Genomic DNA, 23480 nt, shown 5'->3' on the forward strand with positions numbered 1-23480 from the left:
CCGTGAAGCAAAATATGTGTATCGTCGGTGTCTGGGTGAAAGTCGGGAAGATCGAAAGAAAAACCGCCGTCTTAGATGCGAGGGCGGGTTACAAGAAGCGGTTGACCGGAGGAATCGAAAGCATCGACGTAGACACGAAGGTCGACCAGTTTTGCATTGACCGTTACACGTTGCCCTTGGATGCTCAGTTGTAGATCGTGCACATTGAAGATGCCGGCGTAGTGACTCTCGGGTTCTGGGTAGCACATCTAGTAGACGCGAAAGCCTTCGAATCGCTGCTCCAGTGGTTTTGGGCAATCTCCGATCTCGTCGAGTGGCACGTAAACGTGGAGGAGGTATTCACCGCCGCGCCATGTGCCGACGGCACCGTCAATAACGGTTTGATCTGTAGATGCGAGTAACCGCGCCAGTGCAGTAAACGGAACGTCAATTCTGTCGCGAGAGTACGCGTCCCACAAGTCGGCTTTGATGCGTTCCTGTTCCTCATCGTTCATCGCCAACTAGGCGTCGTAGGATTCAGGAGGAAGTGCATTCATGTCTGTCGGGTAACGGTAGCGATCACGCGGTCGCCGCGAGCGATCATCTACTTCAATAACCACGACTCGGCGACTCGTCGTGCATCGCATGGTTCTGCGCTTTTCAGCCGGCATTCGGGCCGACGTTTCGTTTACTCTTCTTCGCTTCTTTCCAGCGTTCGCTCCAATCCTTGGCCTCTTCGGGTCGTTCGAGTCTTCGACATATGTCATTGAGACGTCGGTAGGCGGTCTCATCGCGTGGCGCGTGATTTTGAGCCTTGCAATATAACTCGTAAGCACGTTGGTAGTCTTTGCGGTGCGTGCGATAGAAATCACCGAGATCGATCAAAACAAGCGTACCAGGCTGAAGCTCTACTGCCGACTCGAGAAGTGCAAGTCGCTCTTCCGACTTTTCGGGTAGTATGTCGACCAACCCACGGATCGATTTGATGTTCGATGGATCATGCTTCAACGCAAGACGGTAGTAGCTCTCGGCGGACTTCAAATCACCCTTGGATACAAGCGTAAAACCGTTCAGCAGTTCCTCGGGCTCGGTAAGTGAATTGCAGCGGCGGTAACATTCGGCAACAGATGCGTAAGCGTCTGCGGCATCAGATGGTCGAGATTTCGCGTGGCGAAGAAAATGCACGACTGCCGTCTCATAATCCTTTGTGACGAAGCAGCGGTTTCCGATTTGAAATTCATTCATCAGGCATCTTTGCTGCAGAACGCCCAGCATCACCGGGCAGGGGTGGCGGAGCGGAGGTGGTAAAATGCCGAAGGCAACCGCCGTAGCGGAGGCACACCTGCTCCGGTGCATGCAATCGTTATCCGCCTGCTTGGTTGCCAGTGAAGACGGCCACCAGCTCAGACGGGGTTTCGATGCGAGTCATGCATGATGCAAATGTCGGTGTTGCGTCGGCGTCGAAATTCGGTGAGTGTTGCGGTGTGTCAGGGTGTGAATAGTAGATTCCGCGAGCGGTAGGGGCGAGTAGGGCAACGAAGTCATCGACCAAAAGGCAGTAAACACAGAACCAGAATCCAGGAGCATGAACCGGCAATCGGATATCAAGCGTCAGCAGCACTCGGCGTTCTACGGCGTCGGCACCGAGTCGCAGTTCATAGGTGTCGGTGTACCCAGGGAAACGCAACGGAACCGTTCCGTCCTCGTCAACGATCCCCGAATGAAACGGCTCAAATACGGGCAGCAGCTTATCGACGTCAAACGACGCGAATCGCCCGTTGTGGTAGCGTTGCAAAATCGCATGTTCGTATCGAGGTATCAGTGGTTCCCAAGATTGCGGTGAAGGCTCCATGCAATTTCAGATCGGATAACGTTACCGATCAGCCGGCGGCGACGGTTAATTCTCCACTTCAAAACGCCCGGCTTCGCCGCTAGGTTGCATCGGATGGTTATCCGTCGACGTGATTGCAATACTGAGATAAGTAGCACTAGCCAACGAACGCGCGAATGGTCTTGTGAACCATCTCTTCAACCTCGGCGGGATTGTCCACTAAGCTACGCAATTCGGGATCATTCATGATCTTCCGAACCACTTCGACATCAAGTTCTGCGATTGCAACCGCATTGTCCTTAGGATGATGGGCTGAAAGAGCTTCCATGACGCGGTTCTCGATCAATGCCGAGAGCTTCCGCTTGCGTGATGAGTTAGCACCCGCTAACGACTTGCGTTCTAGCATGTCACGCTCCATCATTCGCTGATACTCTCTTTCCGCAATCGAGTCTCTTCTGCCAATTGCCCTTCTAAGCTCGCGAAGTTCTTCGATAATAAAATCTTCTTTTGACACTTCTGTTGTTTCTAGGTTTGCGACCGCAAATTTCCCAAAATGCTTGAGGAATGTTATGTAATTTGGGTCTGTTTCCGATTGCTTAACGGTTGCAGCAATCTTTGCACCGAGATTTTTCTTGAATTCAACGATTTTTGCGAACCTGAGGTCACGTGGGTACTCGAGATGCTCAATCGGCGAAGTGTCAAAGGAGTACGTCGTTTCATCGTCCTTGACGATGATCGTAGGTTTGTCAAATGCTAGACGCATTCCAAGTTCAAACATTACATTTGGATTCTTTGCGCTTACGTCGCAAACAACGATCGGATTGTCGTAGAGGTTTTGGATGATCCGTTTCTGGATGATGCCTACATCGTCGGCATCGCTAACAAGGTTTGCGGTGAAGCCCACTGATTCAACAGCATCAGAGATAATTGCCTTCACTTCGCTCCAGTGCTGTTCCGTGCAAGAGTCGCAAGCAGAAATTGGCATAACGATGCCACACTTGCGTGGTGCCTTGGGCGTTGACTCACCGTTCTGCTCAGTTGACTTGGAGTTTCTAGCCAATTTTATGTTTCATCCTATACGTGAACTTCAGTCGGATAACGTCCGCAATCACCCGGTCGCGACGAGCAATCTTCCATTGTCAAAACGCCCGACTTCGCGACTCGGGTGCATTGATTTGTTACCCACCTACATCACGGCATTCAGGTCAACGTCCAGCCCAGCCTCTTTCAGTTCCTTGGCGAGCAGCAGCTTCCAACCGTCATTCAGGTCATAGCCAATATAGACCACGCCATCGTAGTCCGATGGCCGTTCAATGTCGCCGCGAAGAATAGCCGCCACATTCTTGCGTCCAAGTTTGCCCATAAAGTATCCGAGCTCAAGAACGACGTTCTGTCGTGCACGTGCGTTGAGAGTCTTGGCATCCGCCTTTGCGGCACCAACATCGTCTGGCGTCATCAACACGACCGCGTATGCGACGTCTGAATTCTGCTCGAATTTTTCGATCAGCGTCAGACCTTTGTTGCTTCGCTCGTGGAGAATGACCGCCTCCAATCCGAGTTTTTCGAGGAACCGGGCGACGGTTTGTTTGGTTTCGTTGTCATGTCCATGAACAACAAATACCTTGCGGCTGGATTTTGCCTTACCCTTCTTCTCCGGCTTTGGTTTCGACTCGGGACGCAGTTCACCTGCTTGGATTACGCCAACAGTCTCGTCGATCATGTCGGAGATCACGGACGTCATGCTCATTCCGTACGGACCCTCAAAGACACAGCTAAAAGGATCAACGTTGCGCATAATCAATCCGCCGACTGCGGCGGGCGGGCTGACCGTCATTGTCTTTCCACATCCGGCTCGCCAAACGAGTTTGCGAACGGCGGGAGTGTTGCGGTTGATGTACGTCCGAATTGATGTTCCGTCTGTAAGCGAGTCATGGCCCTGTGAATAGGCAATCAACGCAGTCTGGTAGTCCTCAAGTTGCTGGACGTATTTCGCATGGTCTTCAGACGGCTTGGTCAATGTGAGTCAATCCTTTGGTGGGTAACTTGTTTTTCACCTGACTCTTCGGGTGGGAACAGTCGGCGGGACGGGATTGCCACCCGGTGGGTGGGTGAGAACAAGTGCCTTGGGTGTTCACCCCCGTTTTGAGGGTGAGAATAGGTTCAAGAAGCTTTTCTTGCTGGAACGAGATGGGAAGCCTGGGGCGGCGGGTTCTGCGAAGTTCCGAGCGAAATCAAAAGGTGAGGACGATTCGGTTGCCGGGCGTTCTTTGAGGCAGCAGGATGCCCTTTGGAGAAATACCGGTTGGCTTGCGCCATGCCGCTAGGCTGCTCGCAGAATCATGACACGTGTTGGATTGGCACCCAATCCAAACACGTGTCATCGATCAACGTTCGGTCAAACCGAATCGAAGTTGCGAGAGACGGATCAGGCTTCCTGTTTCTTCTTCTTGCCTTTTCCGTTCTTCTTGCCTTTCCCCTCACCACGCTGCTTCGCGGCGGTGAACTGTTTGCGAGCTTGTTCGGGCAGTTTTTCCATTTGCTCGGGGGTGAGCATCCCCGCCACGGACTTCCGCATGGCAGCGACGGCTTTCTGTTGCTTGGCGAACAGGGCTTGCTCGTCCTCGCTGAATTCCTCTTTCAATTTGGCGGCCAGGTCTTTGCGCTTCAGTCCCGATTCGCGGGCGGCTTTCTGAGCTTCCATGCGTTTCTTCATCAGTTCTTGAGTCAGCCCGGCTTCCCGCAACTCCTTCAGCTCCGAAGTGAATTGCTTCTTCGCGTCCGCCAGCTTCTCCTTTTGCTCGTCGGTCAACTCAACCGCTTCCAGCGACTTCTCCACATTGCGGGCCATCCAGCCACCCGCCTGACGGTTGCCGGCTCGCTTCTTTTTGGTCGCAGCCTCGTCATCGGCCAAAACGGGGCAAGCGAAACAGACAACCAACGCCAACGAAAACAGGGGTTTCATTTGAGTATCTCCAAATGAATACGAGAGGGGAGGTTCATGACGGCGTCGATTCTACCGCCACCACTCCACTGAGGCATCTCATGCCCCGCAAAATTGTCAAAGAATCGTAGCCGCCTTCCGATTCCTACTCCGCCGAGGCGGCTCGCCGCACGCATTTGTCGGCCTCAGCAATGTCCCGATGCGGCAGCCGCTACAAGCGTCAAAACCCGTCGGGAACTTTTCACCCTCATTTTGCATCCAACGCGGGGTGAACGGCATCAAATCCGGATGACCGTCATGACCGTCACGCAGCGACTTAAACCCTGCCACAACAGCGTTTTTCGTTGCTTTGCGAGGCACCCCAACTACACTCGAGCCCCGCGGCCACGCCCACTTTGCGCAGCCGCTGCACCTTATCCAAACAGCCAAAAACAGCATTTTTGCTCTGACTTTGGCATCCATTTTCGCAACTTCCCCCGCATCCTGCTCCGCCGCCAACCGAGTCCTTTTGGTTCGCAACGAGCGGCACGACGAGGCCAACACTGATGACGATCGGTAACCCGGGCAACTCTTCCAACATGCACAACGTCAACGATTCAGCCGGAAAACGGCGTGACGATCGTCGCCGCCGAAGCGGATCCTCTCTGCTGGGAGGCCAATCCCGACGAGGGAAAACGCAACGTGCGAAGTTGGAGCGTCGCCTTCAATCGCAAGCTCTCGAGTCACGTCAGTTGCTGGCGGGTCCGGAGCTGGTTGCGATCCAGCCCAACGCGTCGGAGCTGATCGACAACAGCAGCACCATTCGTAACGTCAATGGCGTCGAACTGCTCAATGTTTCGCCAAACGAGCTGACCTTCCGATTTGACGACGATTCGTCGATCGACCCAACCACGTTGGGTACCGCCGCGAATCCATTGGCGATCAGTGTCACCCGAGCCGGTGCCGATGGCGGGTTCGAAGCAGCGACGGCTGTGACGGATTTCAACACCAGCGGCAACGTGTTGGTCGAGTTCCAAGCATCCGCAGCGGGCGTGGGCGGCAACGGGACGACGGTCTCGCTGACGGGCACGGTTCGCTCGCTGACCACCGCGCCGGTGATCATCACGCAGGATCCGGAAAACAACCAACTCAACATCGATCTGAACGCGAACCCAAGCCGTCAGGCAACCGTTCGCGATTTGACGTTGGCTTTGCAGAACTACAACGCGACCCAGCGAAATCTCGGTCGTGACACCGTCGCTGACGCTTTCCAAGTCAGTGGCCCTTCCTCGACCCCCATCGGCCAAGCCGTCGCCGGTCAAGCCATCACATTGACGCTGTCCGGTGCCAATGCCGCGCAGACCTCAACCGACCTCGGATTGGGCAACGCGTTCAGCACCAAGATCGTTGCCAAACAGTCGGGTGTTGGTGGACAAGGGATCTCAATCATCGTCCAGCCTCGAGACTTCGGTGGTCCCACACCACCGTTGGTATCGGTCTCTGGCAAAACCATCACGGTTCAAATCAACCGCAACGCGTCCAGCCCCACGACCGTGGGCGAATTCATCGACGCGATCAACAACACTCCGACCGCTGCGGACCTGGTCACCGCGACCCAGGAACGAGGCAGCCTGTCACAGAGCATCGGCAACTTCGGCGCATCGCTGGCGTTGACCGGGGCCACGGACACTCCCGTGAACGCGGGCTTCATCGGCATCGGCAGCAACCCGAACGAGGTCGTTTTCCGATTCGCCGAACCGCTTCCCGACGACGCGTATCAGATCGAAATCTTCGGATCGGGCGATCGAGCTCTACGCAACTTGGCCGGCGAAGCTTTCAACGACGGTGTCGACTTCGCCGTCCCATTCATCCTGAACAAGCCACCTCAGGTGTTGGCGGTTGTTCCGGAGCCAATTGACGTCGACAACCAAGGCCAGCGCACACCGCGGCTCAACATGGTCGATGTGTATTTCACGGAAGACGTGAACGTAGCCAACCTGTCGGCACAGTTGGATCTGTTCCAACTGATCTACACCCGTGACACCGTCACCGGCGAAGACGACACGGTCTTCACCCCCAACGACATCGACGCGATCCCGGGCAAACCCAACGCGGTTCGTCTGACCTTCGACGACTTTTTGAACGACGGAAACAGTAACTTCAGTTTCTCCGAAGTTCCTGACCTGACCCAACAAACCAATCCTCCGACACCGATCGATCAATTGCCGAAGATCCCAGGTGCGATTCGGTTGAAAATTGGCAACGACAGTGCTCTGCCGATGACGCCCGGCAACGTTTCCGTCGCGGGTGACGCCGGTGACAGCTTTGACACCGCCACCATCATCAACAACCTCAACGGCATCGGAGCCGGCCAAACCGCCAGCGTTCGATTGACCGGCGGCGAGATCGACAACCCGAATCCAAATGACCCGCTCTACACCTTGGATTTCCCAGGTGGAACGGACTATCAGGGCGTTCGCAACATTCGTCCGGACGACCCCAGCCGTTTGGAACGCACCGTTCCATTGGACGTGTGGCGTCGCGGCGCGGACACCGTCGATGGCATCACCACGGCGTACTACAACTTCCCGACGAGCTGGTTGGGCGATGAACCCAGCAGCAGCGGATTGGATCTGGACAAAACCTACATCAACCAGATCACCGAGGAACAAAAGCAACGCGTCCGCGAAGTCATGTCGCTGTTCAGCGAGTACTTGGGCGTTCAGTTCATCGAAGTCGGTGACACCGCATCGGGTGCCGTCACCAGCATTCCATCCGGCGCACCTTTGCTCAGCATCACGTTGGGTGAGCTATACGGCAGCGTTGATGACAACCTGACCGTCAACAGTGCGGTCGGCGGAGTCACCTTGGACACGCGACCGCTGGACATCAACGGTTTGACATTCCTTGGAACCGACCCCAACGCGGACTCGATTGGCGATCGCCAACTGCTGGTGATGGATTCACAGGATTTTGATTCCAGCGTCGATGACCAGACCGGCGGCGAGTTCTTCCGCGGTGCATTCCTCGGGATTGGTCAATTGCTCGGTTATGGCTACGCCGATCACTTGCCACAACCTGTGACGCAGTCCACCGGTTCGGTCTTGGAAGGACTGAATCCGGAATCTCCCGATGTGGTCGATTTGGCATCGCAATTGGGCGATGACAACGAAGCGTTGTTCCCGAGTCCATCGGATATCGTCAACGGTCAATACTTGTTCCGTCCTGAAGCAAACGATATTGACCTGTATCGTTTTGAATTGAGCGAACCAGGCAAGCTTTCGATCTCCACCGTCGCTCAACGCTTGAGCCTGTCCAGCACGCTCGACACCGCGCTTCGCTTGTACAAACAAGTCGGCACGGATGAGTACATCGAGATCGCACAAAACGACGATTACTTCAGCGATGACTCGTTGATCGAAATCGACATCTTGGAAGCTGGCGACTACGTGATCGGCGTCAGCGCGTCTGGCAACACGTCTTACAACCCCGTGATCGCCGGAACCGGCATCGGCGGTGTCACCGAAGGCACCTACGAATTGGTTGTCTCGTACGAGACCGCTGCCGCCAGCAGCATCATGGACAATCCCGTCAACGGCACCGCGGCTCAACCGCTGGATGGCGACGCGGATGGCAAACCGGGCGGCGAATTCAATTTCTGGTTCAACCCAACGGATCCCGATGCGGTCGTTTATGTCGACAGCCTGACCGGAACCAACCTGCCCGACCGCAATTTCACCGCGGCAGACGTGACCAACTTCGACCTGTTCGTCACGATGGGAACACCCACCAAACCAGTCGCTGAAATTGACGATGCGATTCGCTTGGCCGAGTTCCGTTCGGCAAACGGTGGAACGCCCGTCACCAAAATTCGTGTGATTGGTGGCGGCACCTACGAAATCGGTCGTTCGAGCTTCGGCAGCGAACTGAAAGACGGATCCACGCTGAATGTTCCCAAGGACATCGCACTGGTCATCGACGGCGGATCGACCTTCCGCATGTCACGCAGCCGCATCGGTGTCGGCAGCACTTCCGAATCGGTCGATCGCAGCAATTCCTCGCTGCAGATCTTGGGAACGCCCGATCAAATGGTCTCGTTCGTTGGTCTGAATGGCCAAACCGGATCTTGGGGCGGCATCGATCTGCGTGGCGACATCGACTTTGCCGACGACAGCAAGACCAACATGGAAGACAACGCGGTCTTCTTGAACCACATCCAATACGCCGACATTCAACACGGCGGTGGGCAAGTTTCGGTCGACGGCCAAACCCTGACGATCTCGCCAATCGAGTTGGCGGACGTCCGTGCAACCATTCTGAACAACCAGATTCGCAATTCGGCACAAGCCGCCATCGCGGCCACACCGAACACGTTTGAAGAAACTCGCTTCGACGAATCGCAATACCAGAACCAAGTTGCTCCTGGTGCGGCGGCTCCGTCGTACTTCACCAGCGATGTGACGCGCATCGGACCGCACATTCGCGGCAACACGCTGACCAACAACTCGATCAACGGGCTGCAAATCCGTTTGTCGACTCCGACCGGCGGCGACCTGCAATCGTTGGACGTCAACGCTCGCTTCGATGACACCGACATCGTGCACGTGTTGACCGAAAACTTGCTGATCGAAGGCAACCCCGGTGGCGTGAACGCGGCCAACGCGGCCCCGAGTGTTCTGTTGGTTCGATCCAACAGCACCACCGCTCCTGCGGGTGAAACCGGATTGGACGCGGGTGCTTACGTTTACCGCATGACGTTCATCGACGAGAACGGTTTTGAATCCACTCCAAGCGACGCAACCTCGTCGGTCACCGTGGGTGCTGGTGCGGCGGTTCAGTTGTCTGGCCTGCCGACCGTGACAGCGAACTCGGGCTTCAGCGGCCGTCGTCTGTATCGAGCCACGGTGGACGCCAACGGCAACCCGGGCGAGTTCCGCTTGGTCGCTCGTTTGAATACGTCCGACACATCGTACCGCGACGCCACCAACGAAGGCAGCAACCTGCTGAACCCGAGCATCATCGCGGGCACGCTGTTGGCCGGTGCCAGTGGCTCCATCCAAACCAGCTCGATTCCGAACCCAGCCGGTGGTGGCACCGGATTGGTCGAGCCCGGTCGTTACGTTTATCGCTTCACTTTCGCGACGGCTGATGGAACGGAAGTTGGACCGAGCAGCGAAACCCAAATCATCGAAACGATCGACGAAGGCTCCATCCTGGTCAGCGGCATCCCAGCCGCTCCCGCGGGAAGTGGTTTCGCCTCGCGAATCGTCTACCGTGCGGAAGTCGCCAGCAACGGCACCGTTGGCGAGTATCGTCAAGTCGCCGTTTTGAACGCTTCGCAGTCTTCGTTCACCGACGGAGCTTCCATCGGCACCGATCGATTGGATTTGCTGACGGTCACCGCGCCGTTGCAAGCTCGCGCGGGTCGTTTGGATCCGAGCTTGGTCATCGATCCGGGCATGATCGTCAAGTTGGACGGCGCTCGCATCGACGTGACTTTCGACGCTCACCTGTACGCCGAAGGCACGGCCAAAGAGCCGATCATCCTGACCAGCCTGAACGACGACCGCTACGGAACCGGCGGTGCGTTCAACACGAACAACATCTCGCAAGGCACCAACGACGGACAGAACGAACTGCAACCCGGCGATTGGTCGGGTGTCTACCTGGCCTTCGGTGCTGACGCTTCGTTCGACCACGCGGTCCTGGCCGGTGGTGGCGGGTCCTCGCGTATCGAAGGTGGTTTTGCCAGCTTCAACGTGTTGGAAGTTCATCAAAGCGATCTGCGAGTCGCCAATTCGCGATTCGAAGACAACGCCGATGGCCGAGGCTTCTTGAACGACAGCGGCAACAACACCAACAACCCGAACGACCCTCGCGAAGAACGTGTGGGCCGAGTGAACAACGCCAGCGGCACCGTGTTCGTGCGTGGTGCTCAACCAGTCATGGTCGACAACGAATTTGTCGATGGCAGTGGCCCCGCAATGTCGTTCGACGTCAACAGTTTCTCGTGGCAAGAAGTCACGGACCCAGGCCGCTCCACCGCGTCGCGTGACTTCGGCTTGACCGGCAATGTGGCTGACAGCCTGGATCGCTACGAAATTTCTGGCAACAGCGGCCCGTTGATCGCCGGCAACGCGATTGATTCGGCCACCGTCTCGGACGAAGACGTTGCCGCCGGAGTGGTCACCGCCGGACTGAACGGTTTGGAAGTTCGCGGCGGAACCGTGGCGACCGAAGTGGTCTGGGACGATACCGACATCGTTCACATCGTTCGTGGCATGATCGAAATCCCGAACCAACACATCTACGGTGGCTTGCGTCTGGAAAGTGACGCACGTGGTTCGTTGGTCGTTAAGTTCCAGAACCAAGACCTGGACGTCGAAGACGTGTTGCTGCGTCGCCAAGCCGGCATCGTCGCCGGTGGTACGTTGCTGACCGCGGAAGACGAGATGCTCGACATTGCCAACCGCATCGGTGGCAGCTTGCAAGTCGTTGGCCAACCGGACTTCCCCGTGGTCTTGACCAGCTTGCTGGACGACACCGTCGGTGCCGGCTTCACACCAGACGGCCAAGCCAACATCGACACCGACAACAACGGAGTTCGCGTCGACGAAGACGGCAACCCGATTGCTGTGTTGACCAGCGATTCCGGTAACAGCGAAGCCACACCGCCGTTGTTGCCACTGGGGCAAGAGTACGATCGCACCAACCGTGCGGAAGTCGACAACGGAACGACCATCGACAACGACATCGATCCAAACGCACCTGGTTACCTCAACACCACGGTGCTGGGCGGTGGTGAATTGCAGAACGTCGTCGTCACGGGCATCGACCAGAACGCCGGTGGTGCATTGCTGGCTCAACAGAACTACGCGTTCCTGTACACGACGTACATCGAAGTCACCAGCGACACGGGTGGGCGTCAACGCATCCCGTTGATCAACGCATTCGGTCCCAACGACAACCCGAACCCGATCTTGGTCGGTCCCGACCGTGTCCGCAGCAGTGGTGTCTTCACCGTCTTCGGTCGCGAAATTCGTTTCACGGCGGAATCGTTCATCGTCGACAACCGCGCGGTGGCCTACACCAAGTTGGACTTCGAAACCGTTGATGGAGCCGACTTCTCCGCCGGCAACATCAACACCATCCGAGTGTTCAGCTACTTGGATCAGGGCGTCACCGCTGACGACAACGACGTGCTCTATCAAATCGGCACGCCTGGCCAAAGCGATTTCCGCTTGATGACGTTGAACCAAACCGCACGAGTCGGTTTCTCGCACGGTGGTGTTTACGAGAACGATTCGGTGAACCAATTCAACGCGTCGTACACCGGCTGGTTGACCGACGATGCGGGTGATTTGCTCAACCGCTTGAATAACGTGCAAAACGGATTCAACTTCGACATCGCCGCGAATATCAATGGTGATATCCCTGGTGCGTTCGGTCCTGTCGCCGGTGCGGCCAACTTCGATGGAGTTTCCGATGGCACCGTCGCGATCAGCCAGAACGGACAACCTGCGGACATCGAGACCGCTTTGATCTGGCAGTTGGATGGTGGTTCCGATGCCGCTCGCGTGACCTCGTTCGTCGAATGGATTCCATTCGACCCCGCCAACCCCGCCAGCATCACGTTGCCACAGAGCATCGACGGTGCAGGATCGTGGGACGGCATCACGATTCGCGAAGCCGCTTCGGATTCGAACGTTTCGATCGCCAGCGAAAACGAACCTGGCAACGTTGGCAACAGCGACACCAACGCAACGCCAGCCACCTCGCAGTACCTTGGTGAGTTGGCACCTTCGATCGAAGCCGGCGATGAATCACGTCGCATCGGTTTGATTGTCGAAGGCGAGATCAGCAGCCGTGGTGACGAAGACGTGTTCGCTTTCGTTGCAGAAGCTGGCACGCAAGTTTGGTTGGACATCGACCGTACCAATTCGAACTTGGACACGATCGTCGAACTGATCGACGCCAACGGCAACACGCTGATCCTGTCGGATGATTCACTGGCAGAAGCTCGTCAAATCGAAGAACTGCTGTCGATCGATCCAACCGACCCGAACGCGGCGGCACGTCGAGCTGCTTTGACGGCCGAGATCGCTCGCCGCAGCGGTGGCGGACTGAACGGATTCGATTTGGATCAAGTCTTGGGGCTTGGAACGACGTTGGTCGACGCCACCGCAGCGGACTCGATGTTCCAAGACAACTACTCGACCAACGCTCGCGACGCCGGCATGCGAATCGTCCTGCCGGGTACCGTTGGTCAGCGTTTGCTGTATCACATCCGCGTGCGTAGCGGTTTGACCGACACCGCCGAAGCCACCACGCTGCCAAACGGCGGCGGCTTCCTCACCAGTGCTGATTCGCTGGGCAAAGGCCGCACGACCGGTAGCTACCAATTGCAAATCCGTTTGGGTGAAGACGACGTCTTCGCCGGAACGCAAGTTCGTTACAGCGACGTTCGATTCGCGACCAACGGCGTGCAAGTCATCGGCGGACCGATGCACAGCCCGCTGGCCGGAGACGATTTCGAAACCGACTCCGCCAACAACACGCTCAGCAACGCTCAGCGTTTGGGACTGTACGACAATCAATTCACCTCCGACGGAACCATCACCACCTTGGCCGATGGCAGCATCGTGCTGAACCGTGACTCGGGTGGCATTGACCGCGTCGATATCGACTTGGAAAACCCAGCCGGTCCTCTCAGCAGCGATTCGTTGTCGAAGAACATCTCGGGCTTCTTGACCGACGGCGGCGACGTCGACTGGTACGAGTTCGATGTCGACTATCGCCAACTGACCCGCGACGATGCGGCGCTCTACCTGGCGACCATTTTCGACGTCGATTACTCCGACGGATTGGCTCGTGCCGACACCGCGTTGTACGTCTTCAACTCGCTGGGTGAACTCGTCTTGATCGGTGGCGACAGCAACGTCGCGGACGATCAAACGTCGGCCGGTGCCGGTTACGACCCATCGGATCTTTCGCGAGGCTCCTTCGGCACGGCTGACCCGTACATCGGATCCGCCGAACTTCCCGAAGGCACCTACTACGTTGCGATTTCGAATCAATCGCGTCAGCCCGCTGTGCTGGATCAATTTACCAACCGCGACACAGCCAACCCGTTGCTGCGTTTGGAACCGGTCGATTCGATTCGTCGCATCGCAGAAGAAAACTTCAGCGGCTCGTCGTTCTTCTACCCGGGAACGGCCAGTGCACCGGTTCAACCTGTTCTGTTCGACCAGAACTCCATTCTGGACTACTCGCTGGATGACGTTGTCCTGTACGTCAACACGCAATCGTCGTTGTTCGTCGTCAACCCATTCACCGGCGAAACCTACGGAGTCATTGGTAACTTCGGCGACGAAGTTCGCGACATTGCCTTCACGGCCAACGGGGAACTGTTTGCCTACACGGGCTACGACGATCGTCCCGCCGGTGATACGACTTGGACGTACAACCGCATCGACACCGCAACGGCTCAGCTCAGTGCTCCGCTCAGCGTGGGTGCCGGGATTGAAACGTTCCACAACCTGGACGCGGAAGCTCCGCCAGCCCAACAAATTTTGGACGAAGCCAGCGACGATGGAATCGAAGTCGAAGCGATCACGATCCGTTCTCGCTTCGGTGCTGAAACCGGCTTCTTCGTCGGCAACCGCCCAACGTTCCAAGCCGGTTTGGAGTACATCAACAACATCCTGTATGCCTTCAACGAGGAAACAGGTGAAGCAACCGGTCCAGTCTTTGACTTGGCATTGGCAGCCGCCGGTGCGGGTACTGATCGACGTGAAATTGGTGCCATCGACACCGCGGTTCCCGCTGGCAACCAAGACACTCAACTCGGCATCGCAGATGCAACCGCCAACGATGCAACGGGACTTCCTGTTGCACGATTGTTCGACGGCGACACGTTCAGCCTGACCAACGGTACCGAAACCGTCACGTTCGAATTGAACCAAGGCTTCACGATCCTGGCAGCATCGCCTGCGGATTCGTTGACCGGTGCATCGTTGCCAAACGCGGCGATTCCGATCGCGGCCGGCACGACCTTGGATCCGGCCAGCATCGTCAACGACACGTTGCTAACGATCGAAGTCCCCGGCAGCTCGCCAGTGACCTTCCAAATCACTGATTCCACGGCAGCGATCAACCCGAACAACGTTCGTGTTCCGTTGGATCGTTCGTCCGATGCGGTCGTCTTCATCGACACGTTGGAATCGATCATCCGTCAACAAGGCATTCCTGTTTCCGCCAAGGGAACTCAGTTGGCATTGCCAACGGCGACCAACGTTCAACTGACCGGTCCAGGTGCCACCGCGGCCGATGGCATCGCCCTGGTTGGCGACAACAACGTCGCGGCGGGCAACACTTCCGTCACGTTGTTGCCAACCGACACGGCCGAAACCATCGCCTTCCGGATTTCGCAAGCGGTTCAAGCCGCCAACACCGGAGGTTCGCTGCCGACGGTCACGGCGACCGCGCAAGGCAACTCGCTGGCGATCACGGGTGCCATCGCCAATGTCAGTAGTGTTACCGGAGCGATCCGAGCCGGCGGTTCCGCCAACGGTGGTTTGATCACGGGTGTCGAATTGGTTGGCAACAACCTGTACGGCGTCAGCAGCAATGGTGGCTTGTACATCGTGCCAAGTGCACAGCTCAACGGCACGGGCAACCGCTTCGTCGGCAACTATGTCTCCACCGCGACCGACCTGATCGGATTGAACTTCACCGGTTTGCGTGCTGGTCCCAACAGCGTGGAAGACGGGGCTTACAGCGACATTCTGTTCGGAACGACCAGCAACGGCCGCATCTACGCGTTCAACACGCGAGGTGAATTGCAGCCGATCTTTGCCGGTGGACGCACCTTCATCGAAACCGGCATCTTTGGTGCTCTTGGTTTGGACTTCAGCACGCTGGATTACAACCTGTGGCACGTCGCCGGGGCTCGCGCCGACGATCCGGGTCACGGTTACAACCAGAACGACAGCGACACCCGCTTCGGTTTCACCGGTGGCAACTCGTTGCAGTTCAACTACACCGCGGGTGCATTCAACGGAAACTACAACTTCGGCGAAGCACCGGTCCAGAACTTCAACACCGCCAACGAAAACGTGCGTCAGGACGGACAAGACGTCCAAAGCACGTACAACTTCCCCGGCGGTGCCAAGGGGATCGTTCAGTCCAACACGTTCAGCTTGGAAGGCTACTCCTCCGCCGACCTGCCAACGATGTACTTCAACTACTTCCTCGAAACCGATGGAGTGGATGACGACACCGCCACCGACAACGACGACGACTTGTTCTCGGAAGACCGTGACACCTTGCGTGTTTACGTCATCGACGACAACGGCGTGGAACACTTGGTCGCGACCAACAACGAATCGCGTGGCAACCTGAACTTCGACGATGAGTTCGATGATCCAGCTCAAGTTGGCATCTATGACGATGACATCGATGTCGACGTCCAACAACTGTTCGACAACACGGGCAACTGGCGTCAAGCTCGCGTGCCGCTGAATGAGTTCGCCGGCCAAAGCAACTTGGCACTGCGAATCGAATTCTCGACCGCGGGGACAACCGCGACGAACACCGCGGAGATTCGCACGGTGGCCGCCAGCGGCTTGGCCGACGGCGAAACCTTCACCATCGGCGGGCAACTGTTCTCCATCGATCTGTCGCCAACCATCGCGTTCCCGTCCGGAGCTCAATTGGCTCAACTGTTTGGCACCGGTGCGACGGCGGAAGCCACCTTCGTCGTGGACGGCCAAGAGTACATCTTGACCGACGGCACACGAGCCGTTGCGGCGGACCAAATCGCAATCGATGTGACCAACGGCGACCCATCGCTGCTGTCATCGCTGACCGCGGCCGACGTCGCTTCGTCGGTGGCCTCGGTGTTCGACACCAGCGTCAGCGTGGATCGATTGGTTCCGTCCGGAGCCGAACTGGCGTTGTTCTATCAGAACAATCCAGACGAATTCAAAACCATCTTCATCAACGGCAACGAGTACTTGCTGGATGACGGATTCCGCGACACCACCGACGCCGAGCCACAATTCGCCAACACGAATTTGATTCCGTTGGACTTGTTGGCGATCTACGAAACCTTCGACGATGCCGATCCAAACGTCGAAACGATTGTGGACCTCAGCCAAGAAGACGTGGCACGTGTTCTGTCCGCTGTGATTGGCGAGACCGACGGTTCCGTCGACTACGATCAATTGGTTCCCACCGGAACTCAATTGGCAACGCTGTACCAAGATCCCACGGAACGCTTCGTGGTTGAAATCGACGGCGTCGAATACGTGCTGAATGACGGCACCCGCTCGATCGCGGCCGGTCAAGTTTCCGTTTTGATCGCCGACCTTTCACAATCGGACATCGGCGGCGAACTGCAAGCCGTGGTGGAACAGAACACCGGTGTACAATCGCCTCAATTCGCGACCGTCGATAACTTCGACTTCAGCGATGCATCCGACCCAGTCGATCCGTTTGGCAACCCAAACCCAGTGGGTGCGACCGGTCGCAACGATTTGATTTTCCAAGCGACCCCGCTGCCTTATGTTGACGGCAACCTGCAAGTCACCGGTCGCGGAACCTTGGGAACCGTCACCGGTGGCGGCGTCACCAACCTGGGCGATGTCGATTTGTCCAGCGTCGAAGTCGCCGCGGGGACGACGATCACTGTCGACGCCACCTCGGACAACCCGGGCGTGCTATTGAACGTTCGTTTCTTCGATTCCAACGGTGTCGAACTTCGCAGCCCAACCGGCGGTTTGCTGGCAGTCGAGAACAATGCTAATGGCACGGTGTCGCTCACCGCACCTTCGGACGGTGTGATTTACATCGGCATCAGCGGCCCAGAAAACGGCGACTACGATCCTCGCGTTTCCGGAACCACCAGTGCCGCACAGGTTGGTGGTTACGACCTAACGATTTCGATCAACCCGCAGTTGGACGTCCAAGCCAACGCGTCGGTCGTCGAGTTCAACGGTGCCGGAACGGTATCGGTTGCCACCGGCAGCGGTCTGCGTGTCGGTTCACAGAACGCACTTCCCGGCATTCCGATCCGCATCAGCCAGTCGGCCACCGCCGTGGAAGTTGCCGCCGCCCTGCGTCAAGCCTTGGCGAACCGCTTCACCGACGGCGACACCACGTTGATCCCTCAAGTCGGGTCCGCTGTTCGTTTGCCAAACTTGACGATCAACGACTCCGGCCCATTCGCCTCGACGGCTCAACGTTACGGCGACCGATTCGGAGCCAACGGTGCGGGAGCTGCTGCGGACAACGCATCCAACGGTGCGTTCATCGACGACATCATCATCGGTTTTGCAGAGCGTGGCGAAATGGTCACCGCGGCGAACCCGATTGGTGTCAACGAAGAATTCGTGTTGGATCAGTCGGTCAACCTGACCAACCCACCGCAACCGACCCAACCAACGGTCTCGGGTGCTTACCAACTCGAAATTCGCGACGCATCGGAATACGTCAGCAGTGGCGAGGTTCCTGTCACCACGCCTCAAGTCCAACGCAACCAGAACGGCACGACCGTCCTCGTCGCGGTGGCAGCCGACGGAACTCGCGTCACCGCCAACGCCAACGGCCAATTCTTGGACATCAATGGCAACGACCTCGACTTGACTGGCTTCACCGGACCATTCGGCGTCAGCATTGATGACGGATCGTTGGTCGCCTTGGATGTGGCCAATGAGCCGATCCAACTACGTGGTGTTGGCGAGGCTCGCTTCCGCACGTTCGACACCAACGAACGACTGAGCAGCGGCATCACGCTAACAACGTTGCCAGCCGCCGAGATCGAAGACGGTGCCACGTTCACCCTCGCCGATGCGAACACTCGCCTGACGTTCGAATTCGACATCAGCAACGACCTTGGCAGCTTCGACGGAATCGTTCCGGAAGACAACCGCGTCGCCGTTCGGTTGCCACGCACCGCATCCGCTGCGGAAGTGGCCAACGAGATCATTCGCTTGATCAATTCGACGCAGGTCCAAGCGGTCATCGACGGCAGTGCCTCGCGTGCCAATGGAACCGTGCCACCGGCCAGCGCCAGCTCGCCCAACGCATTGGTCAACGCCGACACGCGAATCAACCTGTATGGCGACCTGAGCGTTCGACCTGACACAGCCGGTCGTCCCGCGTTCGCGAATATTGAAATCGCTGATCTGCGAGGCGATACGAATCGCGTCGATGAGGCACAGGGCGTGATCATGATCGAGAACAACCGGTTCTTGTTCAGCTCCAACGCCGGCGTCGACATCAACCGCGACGCAACCGCACGTGTCACGTCGGACGATTTACGGGACGCCACTCCATCGATCCTGACTTACGCCCGCAACCTGATTGAACTGAACACTGAGAATTTGATTCCTGGTGTTGTGGTTCAAAACAACGTGATTGCGTTCAACGCTGATGCCGGTATTCGCATCACTGGTTTGGATGGTGACGGTTCGGCCACGCAAGACCCGGTTGGCTTCGACCGAATCGTGAACAACACGTTGGTTGGCGGCCCGATCGAAAGCGGTGCTGAACTGGGACCACAAGTGTTCGAGTCGATCTTGTTCGATCAAGGCGGCATCTCGTTCGCCGACGCGGTGGTTCAAGACACGCTGTCGCTCGGCCCAGACGTCAGCTCGGAATTCACCGATCCGGAAGCCGCACTCGGCTCGCCTGATTGCCACGGCGTTGGACCAGAACCCACCAGCGGACAATTCACGTTCTCGTTGGGATCGGGCGGACAAGCAACGTTCCTCTTCCAAGACAACTTGTTGACCGGTGACGGAACCTCGGCTCCGGATTTGGTCATCTTCGAATCGGGTGAGCCCGAACGCATCGCGGTTGAAATCAGCCGTGACGGCGTGACGTTCTTCTCCGTGGGACAAGTCTTCGGAGCAGACAACACCATCGATTTGGATTCGTTCGGCTTCGGTCCCAACGATCAATTCGGTTTCGTGCGACTGACCGACCTGTCGCCCGCTGGCACGTTCGAATTCGGTGCGGCTGGTGCGGACATCGACGGCATCGGAGCGATCTCGACCATCGCTCGCGAAATCTACACGCCGGGCAGCCAAGGCATCGTGGTCCAGCAGAACTCGGCACCCACGATCCTGAACAACATCGTTGCCAACTTCCAAACCGGTATCGCTGTTTCGGCTCCGCAGAACAACGTCGCTGGCGACGTCGACGTTTCTCGCGACTTGACGGTCATCGGTGGCAACACGTTCTTCCGCAATGCGAACAACTCGACCGCGGGTGGAACCGGATTGTTCGCTCAGTTCATCAGCCCGTTCCAACAGATCTTCGTTGATCCGGTCAACTTGGTGTTCACACCTCAAGCCGGCACGGCGACGATCGACAGCGGCATCAACTCGCTGGAAGATCGAGCGTCCCTGCAAACCGTTCGCGGTGCGATTGGACTTCCTCCAAGTCCCATCGTGGCTCCCGTCTACGACCTCAACGGACAACTCCGCGTCGACGACCCGAACGTTGCCACGCCAAACGGCCTGGGCTTCAACGTCTTCGTCGATCGTGGTGCCGAAGAGCGTGGCGACAGCGATGGACCTCGCTTCGTGGTGACCTCGCCTCGCGGTGATGACCTGTTCGACTTGGCCGGTCAGGCGTTTAGCGTGGGCACGATCCACGACGCATTCGAGATCCAACTCGTCGACGGAATCGCTCCCGCCGATGCGGCTCCAGGTGTTGGCATTGATGACTCGACCGTTCGATCGGAACTGGTTCGCGTCACCCGATTCTTTGCCGACAGCGACGAAGTCGAACTGCTCTCCGAAGGCGTCGACTATCGCTTCAGCTACGAGCCTGGCGACAACAAAATTCGCCTGACTCCGATCGGAGGCGTGTGGCCAGACAACGCGACCTATACCGTCGAGCTTCTGGGCAGCACGCAATCCGGCAACGGCACCGGCGTGTTGAACGCACAACCCGGACGTCTGTATGCCGACGGAGCGACCACGCAAATCGGCGACAAGATTTTCGAAGCCGACACCGGCATCGGATTGTCGATCCTGCCGAGCGAGTTGACTCGTGTGAATCCGCTCACCAACTTGATCGAATCCAACATCGACGGCCAACTGGTCACGATCTTCGACGGTGTTAACGAATACACCTTCGAGTTCGATACCGAAGCCATTGCGAACGTTGCCGAAGGAAACATCCCTGTTCGTTTGCCAGCCGCTGCGACCGCGGAGCAAATCAGCGACATCTTCGCTCGTGCGATCAACGAGTCTGGTGTGCAACTGGTCGCGGTCCACATGCAAATCGAAGACGGTGCAACGATCGAAACCGGTCGACTGCAACTGTTGGGTGCAACCGCCGCCAGCGAGAACGCTTATGTCTCGTTCGAATCCGACAGCTTCCTGCGTCACACCAACCAAGTGTTGGACGTGACGTTGCTGATCACCACCACCGACGGTATCAACGACTTCGACGGTCAACAAATTTCGATCTTCGACGGTCAACAAGAACTGACGTTCGAGTTCGATTCCAACGGTGCCGTGACCGGCAACGCCGACGTGGTCGTTGCCATTCGCGACGACAGCACGCCTCGCCAAATCGTGGCGGAACTGCTGGCCGCAATCACGACCGCTGGGTTGAACGTCGAAGCATCCGGTGCCTCGGGTAACTTCCGAATCTCCGGTACCAACGGCCCGATCTCGGTCACCTCGCTGACCGGTGGCGTTCAAGTCGAAGGCAACAGCGAAATCGGAACCTCGTTCGGCTTCGGCATCATTGTGCCAACCGAAGAAGGCGTCGTGTCGCCTTTGATCACCGACGGCCAAACCTTCACGATCTCGCGTGGCACGGCTCAATCGGTCACGTTCGAGCTGGACTTCGACGGATTCGTCAACACGCCGGGCGCCATCGCGGTGAATATTCCTGGCGGAGGATTCGGCGGCTCGACCGCGGATCAAGTGGCCGATGCACTGGTCACCGCGATTTCCGCCAACGTCGTGGGGTTGACTCCGGTCAACCTCGGCGGCGGACGAATCTCGCTGGGTGGCGACGACCAATTCAGCTTGAACTTGGCTGGAACCGCGTTGTCGCAATCCGGATTCGCCGGTCAGCCCGCATCGATCCCGGTCATCGTGCCACTGGACGATGTGCGTCGCAGCAGCCTGGAAGACTTGGTCGAAGATCTGCAGGCCACCAACCCAACCAAGTTGGCTGCGATTCAACCGATCGTCGACATCCTGTCGCTGTCCGAAACGGGTGTGCGTCGAATCGCTCACCTGTACGGCGAAGCCATCTCCGACGCATTCGCTGCCGAGATCGCCGCGGGAACGCTGGTCGTCCAGCAGCCTGACACTCGCATCTTGATCGAAGGTGCCAGCATCGTTCGCGGCCAATCGGTCGTCAGCGAACGCATCACCGATGAAGTCGGCAACCCATTGCTCGCAGGCGAAGCCATCATCTTCGTCGGTGACCTTCTCGACTTCGGCGATGCGGCTGATCCACGGACTCCAGTCACGGTGGAGGACAATGGCCCACGCCACGTCATCACCGAAGGCTTCCAACTCGGTTCGCAAATCACCGCCGACGCCGATGGTGTCGACAATGGTTCGACAACGACGGACACCAACGCCGATGGTGACGACGGTGTCGCAATCCTGGGTGCCATGCGTCCTGGTTTCTCGACTCAATTTGTCATCGACATCCAATCGCCAACGGTTGGCGGCGTGACCCCAGCGTTCTACCTGGACGCTTGGTTCGACTGGAACGGCGATGGTGTCTTCCAAGACGGCGAAGTCGAACGCTTTGGAAGCATCGGATCCGGAGCCTCGCGTGTCATCGGCACGGGCGGATCGACGGTCAACATCAACGTTCCATCGGATGCGACGACGGGCTCCATCCAAACTCGCTTCCGTTTGTCCAATGAGGCAAACCTGGGAGCGACCGGGTTGGCTCAATCGGGTGAAGTCGAGGATTACACCTTCGTCATCAACAACAACCCGTTCCAGAACCCATCGTTGATCTACGACGTCAACGCCAGCGGTGCGACGACGCCTCTGGATGCCTTGTTGATCATCAATGCTCTGAACGCTGCCAACGGCGACATCGACCTGGACAACATTCCGGCGGGCATCACTCTGCCTCAGTACCCGGATGTCAACGGCAACGGTGTGGTCTCCGCTTTGGACGCTTTGAATGTCATCAACCGCCTGAACGAAATCGCGGGTCCTGGTGACGATCCAACGGGTGCCAGCGGCGAACCACTGGTTGCCTCGTCGACCAGCTACAGCCAAGTCTCCGACGGTGTGTTGGCCTCGGGAGCGACCATCGCGTTCGATCCAACGGTCACCGAAACCAGCTCCGGATCGGTGGCGGCAGGAGAGCCGATCGTCGAAACCGAGTCCAAAGTGGTTGGCGATTCGACCAGCGTCTTTGATTCGGCTGCCGTGATCAGCCTAGACGATGTGGTGGAAACCCTGGCAAATGATCAGGATCAGGCCGACCCATCCGAGGAATCGGAAATTTCGGCACTGGACTCATTCTTCGCGTCGATGAACTAATCGTCGCAGAGAAAAGCTTCGGTCTGAAACCAATTTTCGCGAGCGTGACGTAGAGTTCGATTGGAAGGTCCCCTTTCAATGGAATTCCGTGTCACGCTCGTTTTGCATGTTTCTGAAGCGAGTTGGGAACCAAATGGACGTTCGTCGGCTCAAAACACTGTGAAATAGGCGGCGGATACTAGTTTTTACGCAACTCATG

7 protein-coding genes are annotated in these 23480 nt (G+C 57.5%); 2 read left to right on the plus strand and 5 right to left on the minus strand.

The window, feature by feature from the left end; genetic code table 11:
- Positions 1-14: 14 nt before the first annotated feature.
- Entirely contained in the window at positions 15-194 is a 180-nt protein-coding gene (locus LOC70_RS11345) for a hypothetical protein (RefSeq protein WP_230253689.1), read from the plus strand.
- A gap of 445 nt (positions 195-639) precedes the next feature.
- On the opposite strand, the gene LOC70_RS11350 is transcribed toward LOC70_RS11345, so the two are convergent.
- The 5 genes from LOC70_RS11350 to LOC70_RS11370 all read right to left on the minus strand — a co-directional run bounded on the left by LOC70_RS11350 (position 640) and on the right by LOC70_RS11370 (position 4772).
- A complete protein-coding gene (locus LOC70_RS11350; RefSeq protein ID WP_230253690.1) occupies positions 640-1224 on the minus strand; it encodes a tetratricopeptide repeat protein in 585 nt (194 codons plus the stop codon).
- 118 nt (positions 1225-1342) lie between these two features.
- A complete protein-coding gene (locus LOC70_RS11355) occupies positions 1343-1831 on the minus strand; it encodes a hypothetical protein (RefSeq protein WP_230253691.1) in 489 nt (162 codons plus the stop codon).
- 136 nt (positions 1832-1967) lie between these two features.
- Complete coding sequence (locus LOC70_RS11360) at positions 1968-2870, minus strand: hypothetical protein (protein ID WP_230253692.1); 903 nt, start codon at positions 2868-2870, stop codon at positions 1968-1970.
- A 126-nt stretch (positions 2871-2996) separates the two neighbouring features.
- Positions 2997-3644: a TIR domain-containing protein gene (locus LOC70_RS11365; RefSeq protein WP_230253693.1), complete on the minus strand. Its 648-nt coding sequence runs from the start codon at positions 3642-3644 to the stop codon at positions 2997-2999.
- A 591-nt stretch (positions 3645-4235) separates the two neighbouring features.
- Positions 4236-4772: a hypothetical protein gene (locus tag LOC70_RS11370; RefSeq protein WP_230253694.1), complete on the minus strand. Its 537-nt coding sequence runs from the start codon at positions 4770-4772 to the stop codon at positions 4236-4238.
- A gap of 524 nt (positions 4773-5296) precedes the next feature.
- Between LOC70_RS11370 and LOC70_RS11375 the strand changes: the two genes are divergently transcribed.
- On the plus strand, positions 5297-23281 hold the full coding sequence (locus LOC70_RS11375; RefSeq protein ID WP_230253695.1) for a GEVED domain-containing protein: 17985 nt from the start codon (positions 5297-5299) through the stop codon (positions 23279-23281).
- Positions 23282-23480 lie beyond the last annotated feature (199 nt).

The organism is Rhodopirellula halodulae, assembly GCF_020966775.1.
GTDB lineage: Bacteria > Planctomycetota > Planctomycetia > Pirellulales > Pirellulaceae > Rhodopirellula > Rhodopirellula halodulae.

Coding starts and splice junctions, on each gene's coding strand:
- LOC70_RS11350 (WP_230253690.1), bottom strand. CDS start 1,224: ATGAATGAATTTCAAATCGGAAACCGCTGCTTCGTCACAAAGGATTAT.
- LOC70_RS11370 (WP_230253694.1), bottom strand. CDS start 4,772: ATGAAACCCCTGTTTTCGTTGGCGTTGGTTGTCTGTTTCGCTTGCCCC.
- LOC70_RS11365 (WP_230253693.1), bottom strand. CDS start 3,644: ATGACGGTCAGCCCGCCCGCCGCAGTCGGCGGATTGATTATGCGCAAC.
- LOC70_RS11355 (WP_230253691.1), bottom strand. CDS start 1,831: ATGGAGCCTTCACCGCAATCTTGGGAACCACTGATACCTCGATACGAA.
- LOC70_RS11345 (WP_230253689.1), top strand. CDS start 15: ATGTGTATCGTCGGTGTCTGGGTGAAAGTCGGGAAGATCGAAAGAAAA.
- LOC70_RS11375 (WP_230253695.1), top strand. CDS start 5,297: ATGACGATCGGTAACCCGGGCAACTCTTCCAACATGCACAACGTCAAC.